The organism is Chryseobacterium vietnamense, from assembly GCF_031454475.1.
GTDB lineage: Bacteria > Bacteroidota > Bacteroidia > Flavobacteriales > Weeksellaceae > Chryseobacterium > Chryseobacterium vietnamense.
This window is the reverse complement of sequence record NZ_JAVDQX010000002.1, coordinates 139683-152631: the sequence shown is the minus strand read 5'-3', so window position 1 is coordinate 152631 and position 12949 is coordinate 139683. Positions and strand designations below refer to the sequence as shown.

11 protein-coding genes are annotated in these 12949 nt (G+C 35.3%); 4 read left to right on the top strand and 7 right to left on the bottom strand.

Annotation, left to right across the window (positions count from 1 at the left end; all coding sequences use genetic code 11):
• The first annotated feature begins 57 nt into the window (after positions 1 to 57).
• Together ligD and J2786_RS09945 are read left to right on the top strand one after the other, a co-directional pair.
• Positions 58 to 1929 (top strand): DNA ligase D, encoded by a 1872-nt coding sequence (ligD, locus tag J2786_RS09950; protein WP_047435540.1) that lies wholly within the window; start codon positions 58 to 60, stop codon positions 1927 to 1929.
• 167 nt (positions 1930 to 2096) lie between these two features.
• Positions 2097 to 2507, top strand: a complete 411-nt coding sequence (locus J2786_RS09945) for a hypothetical protein (RefSeq protein WP_156121600.1) — start codon at positions 2097 to 2099, stop codon at positions 2505 to 2507.
• Between the two features lie 51 nt (positions 2508 to 2558).
• On the opposite strand, the gene J2786_RS09940 is transcribed toward J2786_RS09945, so the two are convergent.
• The 5 genes from J2786_RS09940 to J2786_RS09920 all read right to left on the bottom strand — a co-directional run bounded on the left by J2786_RS09940 (position 2559) and on the right by J2786_RS09920 (position 6336).
• Positions 2559 to 3404, bottom strand: coding sequence for a mechanosensitive ion channel family protein (locus J2786_RS09940; RefSeq protein ID WP_047435543.1), 846 nt, complete (start codon positions 3402 to 3404; stop codon positions 2559 to 2561).
• 272 nt (positions 3405 to 3676) lie between these two features.
• Positions 3677 to 4411, bottom strand: coding sequence for an SDR family NAD(P)-dependent oxidoreductase (locus J2786_RS09935; RefSeq protein WP_047435545.1), 735 nt, complete (start codon positions 4409 to 4411; stop codon positions 3677 to 3679).
• 138 nt (positions 4412 to 4549) lie between these two features.
• Positions 4550 to 4912 (bottom strand): preprotein translocase subunit YajC, encoded by a 363-nt coding sequence (yajC, locus tag J2786_RS09930; protein ID WP_047435547.1) that lies wholly within the window; start codon positions 4910 to 4912, stop codon positions 4550 to 4552.
• 10 nt (positions 4913 to 4922) lie between these two features.
• Positions 4923 to 5429: a DUF1573 domain-containing protein gene (locus tag J2786_RS09925; protein WP_047425084.1), complete on the bottom strand. Its 507-nt coding sequence runs from the start codon at positions 5427 to 5429 to the stop codon at positions 4923 to 4925.
• 1 nt (position 5430) lies between these two features.
• A complete protein-coding gene (locus J2786_RS09920; protein ID WP_034693040.1) occupies positions 5431 to 6336 on the bottom strand; it encodes a transcription antitermination protein NusB in 906 nt (301 codons plus the stop codon).
• A 91-nt stretch (positions 6337 to 6427) separates the two neighbouring features.
• Here J2786_RS09920 and J2786_RS09915 point away from each other — a divergent pair, with 91 nt between their 5' ends.
• Positions 6428 to 8089: an ABC transporter ATP-binding protein gene (locus J2786_RS09915; protein WP_047435549.1), complete on the top strand. Its 1662-nt coding sequence runs from the start codon at positions 6428 to 6430 to the stop codon at positions 8087 to 8089.
• A gap of 99 nt (positions 8090 to 8188) precedes the next feature.
• Entirely contained in the window at positions 8189 to 8524 is a 336-nt protein-coding gene (locus J2786_RS09910) for a DUF3276 family protein (RefSeq protein ID WP_027375472.1), read from the top strand.
• Between the two features lie 132 nt (positions 8525 to 8656).
• On the opposite strand, the gene J2786_RS09905 is transcribed toward J2786_RS09910, so the two are convergent.
• Both J2786_RS09905 and J2786_RS09900 read right to left on the bottom strand, forming a co-directional pair.
• On the bottom strand, positions 8657 to 10984 hold the full coding sequence (locus J2786_RS09905) for an FG-GAP repeat domain-containing protein (RefSeq protein WP_142018024.1): 2328 nt from the start codon (positions 10982 to 10984) through the stop codon (positions 8657 to 8659).
• 207 nt (positions 10985 to 11191) lie between these two features.
• Positions 11192 to 12862, bottom strand: a complete 1671-nt coding sequence (locus tag J2786_RS09900) for a T9SS type A sorting domain-containing protein (protein WP_047435553.1) — start codon at positions 12860 to 12862, stop codon at positions 11192 to 11194.
• Between the last annotated feature and the right edge of the window lie 87 nt (positions 12863 to 12949).

The following is a 12949-nucleotide window of genomic DNA, read 5'->3' as shown; positions in this document are numbered from 1 at the left end:
TTCAGGAATTTCAATTCGTTAACGAACGAAAAAAAGCTTAAGTCTTTCATTAAACCTATGCTGGCTAAGCTTTCAGAGGAAGCCTTCAATGATAAAGACTGGATCTTTGAAATAAAATGGGATGGTTACAGGGCTATTGCAGACCTCAGCCATGATGCTCCACTTTTCTATTCCCGGAATGGAATTTCCTTTTTATCAAAATTTGACAAAATTGCTGAGGATTTCAGCCAGCAAAAGCATAGTATGATCCTGGATGGCGAAGTTGTGGTCTATAATGATCAGGGAAAGCCTGATTTTCAGCTTTTGCAGCAAATTGGAGACAATCCTGATGCGGCTCTTGCCTATCAGGTTTTTGACCTTCTATGGCTCAATGGTCATTCTACGGAAGATCTTCCCTTAATTCAACGAAAAGAACTTTTAAAAGAAGCATTAACGGAAACCGAACGGATCAAATATTGCGATCATATTCCTGAAAAGGGCATTGAATTTTTTGAACAAATGAAAGAAATGCAGCTGGAAGGAATGATTGCAAAACGGGCAGACAGTCTGTATGTCGAAAATCACAGAACCACCGATTGGCTTAAAATCAAATTTTCCAATACAGAGGAGGTCATTATTTGTGGTTTTACAGAACCCAGAGGATCGCGGGAAAGTTTCGGAGCACTGATATTAGGAAAATTCATCGATGGTCAGCTTACTTACTGTGGCCATACAGGAACAGGTTTTAATACGGTTTCTTTAAAAGAAGTGTATGAGAGACTTCAAAAAATAATTGTAAAGTCATCCCCGTTCGAAACAGTTCCAAAAACCAATATGCCGGTAACGTGGGTAAAACCTGAACTGGTATGTGAAATCAAATATTCTGAAATTACCAAGGACGGAATCTTCAGACATCCGGTTTTTATTACCATCAGAGAGGACAAAAGCTCGGAAGACATTAAAGATCCATCCTTCACCGAAAAATCTAAAGATATGAATACGAAAGCTTCACCAAAAAAGACAAAGACTTCTGAGAAAGAGAAAGAAGTTACCTTAGATAAGCATCCTGTAAAGCTTACCAATCAGGATAAGGTATATTTTCCTGAAGATGGTATTACGAAAGGAGATGTTATTGAATATTACCAATCGGTATCCCGATATATTTTACCTTATTTAAAAAATCGTCCGCTTTCTCTCAACCGCTTTCCCAATGGAATTGAAGAACAGAGCTTTTATCAGAAAGATGCAGGAGATCATGTTCCTGACTGGATAAAAACCACCCAGGTATATTCTGAATCGAATGATAAATACATTGATTATATTTACTGCAATGACAAAGCAACCTTAGCCTATCTGAATAATTTAGGCTGTATAGATCTTAATCCGTGGAACAGTTCATTACCGGATCTTGAGCATCCTGACTATCTGGTGTTAGACCTGGATCCTTCTTCAAAGAATACTTTTGATGAGGTAATTGAAACAGCGCTGCAGGTGAATGAAGTTTTAAAATCAATTAAAATAAAAGGCTACTGCAAAACTTCCGGGAGTACGGGAATTCACACTTATATTCCGATGGGAGGTAAATATGATTTTGACCAGGTAAAAGATTTCGCCCATATTCTCATGAAACAGGTAAACGAAAAACTGCCTAAGATTACAACGTTGGAAAGAAGCCTGCAGAAAAGGGATAACAAAAAAATTTATCTTGATTATCTGCAGAACAGAACAGGACAAACACTCGCAAGCGCCTACAGCCTCAGACCAAAACCCGGAGCATCAGTTTCCATGCCACTGGAATGGGACGAGGTGAAACCAGGCCTGAAACCAACAGATTTTACTATTAACAATGCCCTTGAAAGAATTAAGGAGAAAGGAGATCTGTTTAAACCGGTTTTGGGGAAAGGAATCGATATGATGAAGGCTTTGGAACTACTGCAAAATATTGATTAATTTCTTTATTTTTGCCTTCAAAGCTTTTACCCCTGGATGATTCAATCAAATTACAGTTATATTTCAATGAAAACATAGAAAGAGAAAATCAGAAATTTTTCTTTCAGTATACATGGAAAAAGCATTTGGTTGAACTAAAAAAAGCAATCATATATGCTGTTCTATTCATGGCACTAGGATTTTTTCCTTTAAAATCTATGAATCTTGGTCCTGTTTCCGTTATTTTTAAATATGGTAGTTTCTTATTTGCAGGATATATTTTTCTTCTTTTATATCAATATTTCAGTGCCAAAAATAAAACCTTCAATTTAATAGAGGAACAAATTGAAAATCTTAGAAACAAACATGCTGAAATAAGTTTTATAACCCTTCACAAGGATAGTATTACTGTTAAAAATCCATTCAATACCATCAATTGTGTTTGGGAGAAGACCCATTATAAAATGGTTAATCAATACCTTATTTTAAATATGGTTAATAAAAATATTAATTTCATTTTTACAGAACCTGAGTTTAAAAAGAATGAATATAAAATTTTATTAGATTTTTTACAGCAATATTCTAGAAAAGAGAAGTAAAAACTCCCACATTACAATAATGCGGGAGCTTCTTAAAAAAATTAAATATAATTATTGATTGTAAATGTGTACATCTCTTTGTGGAAAAGGAATTCCGATTCCTGCTTTATCGAGAGCTTCTTTACAACCGATGATTAGCTCTTCGTTCATCGTCCAGAAGTTTTCTGTGGAAGTACTTACTCTTACCGAGATATTGACAGCGCTGTCTCCAAGCTCTGTCACTACTACCTGTGGAGCTGGTACTGCAAGTGCATATTGATTGTTCTTAATAACATTCATTAAAAGGTCCTTGGTCTGTCTAAGATCTGCATCATAAGCAACGCCAATATCCAATGACGTTCTTCTTGTTCCCAGTTGGGTAAAATTGGTAATGCTGTTATTTGATACTACCCCATTTGGAATTACTATCAGTTGGTTTTGTGGCGTGATCAGTTTCGTATGAAAAATATCTATGGCATCTACAGTTCCTGAAACCCCTGAATTGGTAGAAATAAAGTCACCAATCTTAAAAGGTTTTAATAGTAGAATTAAGATTCCTCCTGCAAAGTTCGTTAAGGATCCCTGTAAAGCTAAACCTACTGCCAGACCTGCGGCACCAATCATTGCGACGAACGCGGAAGTCTGTACTCCAAGCTGAGTTACAACAACAATAAACAAAAGAATATTAAGTCCCCAGTTGATAATATTTAAAAGAAAATGCTGCAGTGAAGCTTCCATATTTCTTTTTTTGAAAGCTTTTTCCACCAGTTTCTTAATCATTCTGATCATCCAGGATCCGATCAGGTAAATCAATAATGCAGAAATGACTGCAGTAAAGATTCTCGGTGCCCACGAGATGGCTGAAGAAATTAAAGTGTCCCAGTGTTGTTGAATTTTGTTCAATTCTAAATCGTCCATTTTTATACTATGTGTTTTACTATTTGTATCAATACAGGATTGATATCTTCTGCAGGATTTGGAAAAAAGAAATACGCCCTTCCCTACCTGAGCGAAGGTAAAACATATTTATCCTTGAATTAGATTGACAGCAGAAAAAGAATATTTCAGCTTTATTCAATAATTATTCAGAAACTGAATCTTGCAGGAAGAAATAATTTTTGGGACATAGAATTACAAAAACAATACCGAACTGTCTCCTCTTAAAGAAAAATAACGTTAATGAAAATTCCTTAAGGCAATTTTGCAGCAAGGCTTTCCGGTAAAAGTCTAAGAATATGATAGATAATTTTCCACTTAAAGTTAGGGACAATGGTAAAAGAACTTCCTGCGTTGACAATAAATTTTGCCACGTAATCAGGTTCCATGATCAGAGATTCATTGAGTTCTAAGCCTTCGTTGATTTTTGTTCTGATATAACCAATAACCAAAGCATTCACAATAATCTTTCTGGAAGCTAATTCTTGTCTCAATCCTGCCAGAAACTGTGTAAACGCAGCCTTTGTACTTCCGTAGACAAAATTACTTTTTCTTCCTCTTACTCCGGACAAAGAAGAGAGTCCAATTATCCTTTCCAGATTTATATTGCTTCTATCCATTGCAATCATACTCAGGATAGACACGCCCCCCATATAATTGACCTCCATCATTTGCTTTGCTCCTTTGAAATCAGTAAGCGCTTTTTGATTGTCTACTAAAAACCCAGCAGCATACACTACAATATGAGGCTTTACAGAAAGACTGGAGTAAAATTCATGATGAGAATCAAAATCAGCAGCATCAAAATACATAACCATTACTTTTGAGCCGTCAAGATTGTTTGAATCAATAAAATCATTCAAAGAGGTTGTATTCCTGGAAGCTGCGATTACGGAAAACCCTTTCTCCACATATTGTTTTATACATTGCTTTGCTACATCAGAATTAGCCCCCAGAATAAGAACGGTTTTGTTTGTATTTTGATTCATGAAGCAAAGATAATTTTTATTAAACACTAATTTCACTAATTGTTTTTCACAAATGGACACAATTTTTCAAACCAGTGTAAAAAAATTGCGGCGGGTGAACAGAGTTCACCCGCCGCAGCTAAATATTTTCAGACTGAATTATTTTTTTTCTTCAGTTACTGTTTCTTTTTTGTCTTCTGCCTTCTCAGCAGCTTTTGCTTTATCTCCAAAACGAGCTTCAGTCATTTCTCTTGAAACTGCTGCTTTTTCGAATTTCAGTTTTCCGGATAATGTTTCAATAACAAAACCGTCATCCTGAACCTGAGCAATTCTTCCGTGAAGACCTGATGTAAGAACTACTCTTGTTCCTACTTTAAGGTTTTCCTGAAAGTTTTTCTCCTGCTTTTGCTTTTTCATCTGAGGTCTGATCATCAGGAAATAAAACCCTACAAACATTACCCCCATCATGATCAGCATCATAGGTGAAGATCCACCTGCTGCCTGTAAAAATAGTGTCAACATATTCTAAATATTATGGTTGAATGTTCGCTGTGAACGTTAATCTGATTGGAGCTTTTTCTACGTTTGCAAAAACATCTGCATACTTCTGAACATTTCCGTCGAAGCTTGAAGAGTCAAAGTGCAATGTAACTTTTCCTTTTTTACCAGGCATGATTGGCTCTTTTGTAAAATCCGGAGCTGTACATCCGCATCCTGGTTTCACTTCAGAAATGATTAATGGGTTTTTACCCGTATTGGTAATTTCATATACGTGCTCTACTTTATCTCCTTTTTTGATTTTTCCAAAATCGAAGCTGTTTTCAGATAAAGCTACAGAAGTAGATGGTTCGTTAGAAACCGGAGCAGCTGCTTCACCAGTTACAGGGGCTGCCGCAGAATCAGTGGTTACCGGAGCCGCAACAGCTGCAGAATCAGTAGTTGCAGTTTCAGTACTTTGAGTTTCTTTGTTTTCTTTTTTACATGAAACTAACCCAAAGCCTATAATTGACAAGGCGATAATTGATAACGTCTTTTTCATTTTATATTCTATTTTGATCTTTACAATATTTATCTAAAATACCATTGATGAAGATATTGGAACGGTCTGTAGCAAATACTTTTGCAATTTCAATATATTCATTAATGATCACTCTTGAAGGGGTGAAAGCAAAGTTATCAAGCTCTGCAATGGCTGTAGACAAAATCACTTTATCCATTAAAGAAACTCTTTCCAGATCCCAGTTTTCCAGTCTTTCTTCAAGTTTCTTTTCATTGTTTTCCCAGTTATTCAGGGTATCTCTCAACAATTTTGCAGCGAATGTTTTATCTTCTTCATCTTTAATCATTTTGATCAAAGTTCTGCTTTCTTCATCTTCTCTCAGGAAACCGATTGTTTTTTGTACCATGGAGTTGGCAATATGGATATCATCATACCATGAAAGTTCCTTATCACCTAAGTAATCATGAAAATCTTCATTTTCAGCAATGTATCTTAAGAATAATTTCCCGATAAATTTCTGATCTTCTTCAAAGGAATATCCTTCTTCTTTCATGAAATCCTGATAACGTTTCCCAGCAGTAATTCTCTGGAAAGTCTTTACCAATAAGTCATCATGCATATCCCATTTCAATTGCTTGTGCTGACCCGTGAAAAATAATCTTTCAGGGTTTTCTTCCAGCTTAAGTAATACCTGGTTATTGATGAATTTTTGGTTAGGATTAATATCAGCATCAGTTTTAAGAAATTTATTCTTACCAATTTCGATCTGATTTTCTGCCAAATCTTTCAGACCCACCAAAAAGTTGAGCTGATAGATGTATAGATAATAGATTTTCTCTATCCCGGCAAACATGTTTTTCTCTAAAACATCAAATTTTACAGGATTTTGGTAGTAAGAATACACGGTCTGTACTACTTTTTCACGGATTTGTCGTCTTCCTAACATTCAAAGAGCTTTTTTATGGCTGCAAAGATACAAAATTTAAAATTGATGAAATTCGTAGTGTGATGACATTTTTGTAATTTTGTCAAACTATATGAAAGCGCTAAAAACCTTAAACCCTTATTTTTGGAAACACAAAATGCTATTGTTTTGGGGGGTACTCTTTATCATCGCCAGTAATTTCTTTAATATATATAAAGTCCAGTTTGTAGGAAAATCTGTGGATGAACTTACAAAAAGTGGAAACCTTGGCTTCAACCAGCAGGTTTTAATCTATGTTGGAATTATTGTAGGATGTTCTCTTTTGACAGGATTCTTCACTTTTATGATGAGACAGACCATTATTGTTGCCTCCAGAAGAATAGAATATGAACTTAAAAATAAAATCTACAGACATTATCAGGATTTATCTTTAACGGATTATAAACAAACCACTATCGGAGACTTAATGAACAGATTGAGTGAGGATGTTGTTGCTGTGAGAATGTATCTTGGCCCTGGCGTGATGTATGTTGCCAACCTGATCGTTCTGGTAGTGATCACGGCAATTTATATGGTGAAAACGGATGCATCCATGACGATGTGGACCTTGCTTCCACTTCCTATTTTGTCTTTTGCTATTTATAAGGTAAGCTCAATCATCAACAAAAAGTCGAAGATCATGCAGAAAAGCCAGTCTGCGATTTCAACTTTTGTTCAGGACAGCTTTTCCGGAATCCGTGTGGTAAAATTTTTCGCCAGAGAAAAATACATTGAAAAAAACTACGGAATCAAAGTCACCGATTATCAGAATAAAGCTTTGGATCTTGCCAAAACAGAGGCTTATTTCTTCACCATTATTCTTTTTGTCATCGGATTATTAAATGTTGCTATTATCTGGATTGGAGGAACAAAATATATTGCCGGAGAATTAAGTATTGGTAAGATTGCAGATTTCTTCATGTATATCAACACCCTGATTTTTCCTTTCTCTATGGTAGGATGGGTAACTTCTGTTAACCAGAGAGCTGAGGCATCCATGCAAAGAATCAATGAATTCATGGATAAAAAATCTGAGATCATTAATACTAATTTTGAAAACTATCCTATCAAAGGAGATATCGAATTCAGAAATGTTTCTTATGTATATCCGAATACAGGAATCAAAGCACTGGACAATCTAAGTTTCAAAGTAACAGCCGGAGAATCATTAGCTATTATGGGTAAAACCGGTAGTGGAAAATCAACTATTGCCCTGCTGTTATGCCGATTAATAGATCCTACAGAAGGAGAGATTCTCATTGATGGTAAAAACCTGAAAGACCATAATCTGGAAAACTACAGAAACTTTATCGGGTATATTCCCCAGGAGAGCTATTTGTTCTCTGATTCCATTGAAAATAATATTGGTTTTGCCATTGACCATCCTTCTCACGAGAAAGTGGTAGAGTATGCCAACATTGCGGATGTTCACAAAAATATTGTAGAGTTTAAAGACCAATATAAAACACTTGTTGGTGAACGCGGAGTCATGCTTTCGGGGGGACAAAAGCAAAGAATTTGTATCGCAAGAGCCTTAATTAAGGACCCCAATATCATTATTTTTGACGATTCTTTATCTGCTTTGGACACTGAAACGGAGCAGAATATTCTGGAAAATATTGACAAAAAAATCAGTAACGCAACTTCCATAATTATCACACACAGAGAGTCTAGCGCTCAAAAAGCCCATCAAATTATCAACCTGACCGAAATTGCCAATTCTGTAACCGCTTAGCCATTTCATTCTCAATTGTTAAATAAATCATAAAAAAAATTTTGTGATTAAAAGAATTCTTTTATATTTGTTCTTAACAAGATTAAAAAATATCTAACAATGAGTGAATACAAGGAACGCCATGAAAATGAGATTTTCACGAAGGTGTTAAAAGCAGGGAGAAGAACTTATTTCTTTGATGTGCGCGAGACGAAAGCAGGAGATTATTATCTTACAATCACTGAGAGTAAGAAGAATTTCGGAGAGAATGGGGAAGCTACATTCGAGAAGCATAAAATTTACCTTTACAAGGAAGATTTTAAGAGTTTCCAGGAGATGTTTAATGAGTCCACAGATTTCATCATTAATGAAAAGGGTGAGGATGTAATTTCAGAAAAACATGACAAAGACTTCAAAAGCAGATCTTTCACAATTGATTCTGACGACGAAGTTTAAAAAAGAATATCTAAAAAACACAAGCATCTGAAAAAGATGCTTTTTTTATGCTCTACATTCAGCATTTGCTATAAAAAAAACGGGCTAAAGCCCGTTTCCATTGAATATTATGATGACTATTTCAATCCGTTATTACTGATTTTCTTTTGTTATGGATACGATTTCTTTTGAATCTTCCTTATTCATAAAACTGAATAATACATCCGGCAGCTCATTATGACAAGGATCCTCAGAGGTTCTATTCGTATTAAGGCTTCTATTGGTAACTTTTGCTGCAGAAAACATTACAATTCCTCCATCTTTTCTGAGAGTTGCCAATTCTTCATTCTTAGTACTCGGGTCAAAGTTTCCGAAGCACATTACATTATTTTTGGTTTGAAGGAGCGGAAACTTTTCAGCAGTAATCCCGGATAGGATGGTTCCGTTTAATTTGAATAATTTATAATCTCCGTCAAAATTCCTGTGCGCTATAATTTCAGCAACACCATCTGCATCAATGTCTCCTACAGCCAGTCCTTTCCAGTCTGACGCAGAGCCCCAGTTTGTAAATTCAGAAACTTTTGTGAGAACGCCACTATCGTTAACACGGTAAACGTGTATACCATTATACATTAAATTATTGTCATCCGCATCAACAAGTAATACGATCTCATCTTTTGTATCCCCATCGAGATCACCGGATGCCACTGCTTTGATCTTAGAATTAGCAGGCAGATTAAGTGAATTTACATATACTGACTGTATATCTGTACCATTGAACTTATATACATGAACCTCTTTATTATAATTTCTTACTGTAATAACATCATCTTTTCCCCCACTGATATAGTTTCCTGCTGTTACACCTACCCATTCTGACTGCGCTCCCCAACCAGTATATTTTGCATGCTGAACGATATTACCATTATCAACTTTTAAAACATATATCCCATTTTCGCTGGCATCTGCATGATCACTTAACGCTACAATTTCACTTTTGCTGTCTCCAAAAAAATCACCGGCAGCCAGACCTTTCCAGTTATATGAAGCTCCCATTACTTTACTGCTGGTCACTTGCTGAAACGCTCTGTCATGGGGTTCCAGAGTCTGCATCAACCCATCAAAATTTCTTATCACGACAAATTCATCGTCGCTGTCTCCATCAAAATTACCGCTTGCAATTCCCCTCCAGTCAGAATCTTCTCCATACTCATGATCTGTATTGACGGGCACAATTAAGTTTTCAAAATTTGATAAAAGAGCCCACGTGATAGAAGAATCAAATACGGTTATATTGCTGTAATAATTTTTGGCTGCCTGTAAATCTGAAACTATCTGATATAGTGTTTTATCGTCATATTGAGATAAATACAACCATAAATAAGCTGTATAAGTGCCATATCTGGGAGTTACAGCAGGATCAGAGGTATTAATATTATACTTGATATTCCAATTCTCACCATTATAATTAACCCCATTTTTTATATGCAGAGGAGAGATATAAATATCTTTAGTCAGCGTTTTAGTATAGGCATTTATATCTGCAGTGGTATAAATAAGGTTTCCATTAATTGAAATACCATACTTATTGCATTCATAAGGAAAGGCAGCCGTTAAATCAGCATGAGAAATATCTTCACGTAAAGTATCGTGCTTCCAATAGGTCCAGACATTAGATCCTAAGCTGGCATTAAGTTGTGTATTTGCTTTTATAAAATTGGCAATTTGATTGAGCTGGACAAGATAATTGTTTTCACCCGTTGCCCTGTACATCTGCACCAGCACTCTTCCAACAGAGCTTTGCATATTAAAAGGTAAGATTACTCCCGGAAAAGCTATTGGTGGATTATTATCGCTGCGTTCTTTGTAATATCCTATCGTGTTATTAGAACCAGGTTCTATAAACCATTGGCCCGTATGGTAAGCAAGTGTTTCTTTTATTTTTTGGATGAGATCATTAGCAATTGTTATATAGGTTTGACCCGCATAACGACCTATTGAATCATATGTTAAGTTTTGAATAGTACTGTCTTTTTTAACGATTGCTGCAAACTTAGCCATAGGATAGGTAATATTGGCACTATGTACCAAATGCGAATAAGGCAACCCTGTTGTATCTGTTACCGCATTATAATGGTTAGTAGACCAGGCAGCACCGGAAACATGGCGATAATCATAAATTATCGGGTATCCCAATGTAGGATTTCTCAAATCATCTCTCCTGTCAATGGTATTTCCGATACACTGGATTAAAGTTTCAGCATATTTTTTTTCAAGTGTTTTTTCATACATTAAAACCAATGCTTCCATATGGGCAGGGACAGCCCACGCGAACTCAAGCTGATCTGTACTTGTTGAATTACCATTCCATTGATCAAGGCCTCTGGTATCAAAAAGACGTTTAAAATAAGATTGGGAACCTGATTGAGAATAGGATTTTATTGCAAAAAAAACAATAAGAATTGTAAAGATTTTTTTCATGTTATAGCTTTGATTAAGTGAGTTGAGTGAGATTTTTCTCATGAATCTACTTAAACAAATATAAGTGTTTTAGTCACCAATCATGGAATTTATTTTGTGAACATTACCCCCCCAGTAAAGCAAGCGAAAAGTTAAAGCTCAGACTTGAAAAAAATAAAGCCTTTCAAATTTTGAAAGGCTAAAAATAGGTTAAGATGTACAAATAACTTATTCTTTAATAAATTGTTCTGTAATTATTTTCTTTTCTGTGACTACATTTAGGATATAGTTTCCATTCGGAAATGCTGAAATATTTATTTGTGATTCCTTTGTAGTTTTTATGAGTTGACCTGCCAGATTAAAAATTTCAACCTTTACAATTTTATCACCAGTTTTTATATTTAAAACATCTTTAGCAGGATTTGGATAAATTTTAAAATCATGAATGGGTACTTCTGCCACACCAAGACTTCCCATCAATTCATAAGCTCCGGCATCAGGGTTACCCATACGGGCTGTTCCTCTTATATCATCTGTAGGAGCATCTGTCATCATCCCGTAATTAACAGCAACGCTATTAGGTAACAAGGACAATCCATCATCTGAAGTTCTTAAAATTCCATCTGCTCCAAAAATATTGGTTTCATCTGTAAAACCTGGATTCGTCTGAAATATATTATTAGGATAACCATATAAAGAATTTTGGTTTGCCAAAGTATAAAATCCCTGCGGCAACTGAAACAGGTTATTATAGAAGTAATTTTCAGCCGGCCAGTCATTATGATTTTTATAATCTGCTCCGGGCTGACTATCTGTACCATTAATATTACCCCAGAATATATTATTTTTTACGTAGTTATTTCCCAGATAGGTAAAAAATCCACCTCCCCTTGTTCCCGTATTTTTATAAATGGTATTGTTGATGACTTTATTGTTTCCATAATAAAGAAAAATACCTCCTCCCATGTAGTTTGTAGTATTTTCGTAAAGGAGATTATTGACGATGAGATTCGAACCCTTTTCAGTATAAATACCGCCGCCGCCATAATAATAAGTATCAATCAGACTGATCCCTCCTTTATTTTTAGCGATCACATTTTTACTGATCACATTATTTACACCTAAAACTGCATATATACCCCCACCATCGCCGGTAGCAGTATTATCATGAATATAATTATTGGTAATGGTATTGGTTCCTTCAAATACACTAACGCCTCCACCATCATAGAAGGCTTTATTATTATAAATCTCATTGTTAGAAATGATATTATTACCATTTGACGTGTAAATGCCTCCACTTGAATAGCCGGAATTCATATAAATCCTGTTATTCGAAATTGTATTATTTCCATTAATAAAATAGATGGCAGGACCTGCTAATCTCGAAGCAACATTTCCGTTTAGATTATTATTAACAGTACCATTCGCAAAGCCATTAGTAATAGAAAATCCATCTAATCTCACACCAATTGCATTGATACTATTACCAGAAAACAATACAACATGGTAACAGTTGTCAGTTTTAGTTCCTAAGGTACCTATATCACCGCTCAGAATTGTTATATTATTGTTGATATTTCGGTCTGTTAAAGATATTTCAGTTCCATTAAATCCACCATACACAGAAATACCGTCTTTTAAATAAAACGTTTTATCCTGACTATCCGAAGGAGAGCTGTTTCCAAAGGGGTCTCTTGCTGGAATATAAGTTCCGCTGGATACCCAGATTTCATCCCCAATCTGGCTCGCATTGATGACTGTCTGTAAATCATTACTTGCTGTAGCCCAAGAAGTGTAAGGTGCACTTCCGGTACTGGAATTAATATTCACATACCTTACTGTTGAAGAAATTGCAATGGAATTCAATATAAAAAGTAAAAAGTAGATTTTTTTCATTAGCCGATGATGTTCATAATTATCGTGCAAATATACTTTTTATAAGTCAGGATAAAAAAAATAACACACCAAAAAGTGTCATTTTAA

Coding starts and splice junctions, on each gene's coding strand:
- ligD (WP_047435540.1), top strand. CDS start 58: ATGCTGGCTAAGCTTTCAGAGGAAGCCTTCAATGATAAAGACTGGATC.
- J2786_RS09945 (WP_156121600.1), top strand. CDS start 2,097: ATGGCACTAGGATTTTTTCCTTTAAAATCTATGAATCTTGGTCCTGTT.
- J2786_RS09940 (WP_047435543.1), bottom strand. CDS start 3,404: ATGGACGATTTAGAATTGAACAAAATTCAACAACACTGGGACACTTTA.
- J2786_RS09935 (WP_047435545.1), bottom strand. CDS start 4,411: ATGAATCAAAATACAAACAAAACCGTTCTTATTCTGGGGGCTAATTCT.
- yajC (WP_047435547.1), bottom strand. CDS start 4,912: ATGTTGACACTATTTTTACAGGCAGCAGGTGGATCTTCACCTATGATG.
- J2786_RS09925 (WP_047425084.1), bottom strand. CDS start 5,429: ATGAAAAAGACGTTATCAATTATCGCCTTGTCAATTATAGGCTTTGGG.
- J2786_RS09920 (WP_034693040.1), bottom strand. CDS start 6,336: ATGTTAGGAAGACGACAAATCCGTGAAAAAGTAGTACAGACCGTGTAT.
- J2786_RS09915 (WP_047435549.1), top strand. CDS start 6,428: ATGAAAGCGCTAAAAACCTTAAACCCTTATTTTTGGAAACACAAAATG.
- J2786_RS09910 (WP_027375472.1), top strand. CDS start 8,189: ATGAGTGAATACAAGGAACGCCATGAAAATGAGATTTTCACGAAGGTG.
- J2786_RS09905 (WP_142018024.1), bottom strand. CDS start 10,984: ATGAAAAAAATCTTTACAATTCTTATTGTTTTTTTTGCAATAAAATCC.
- J2786_RS09900 (WP_047435553.1), bottom strand. CDS start 12,862: ATGAAAAAAATCTACTTTTTACTTTTTATATTGAATTCCATTGCAATT.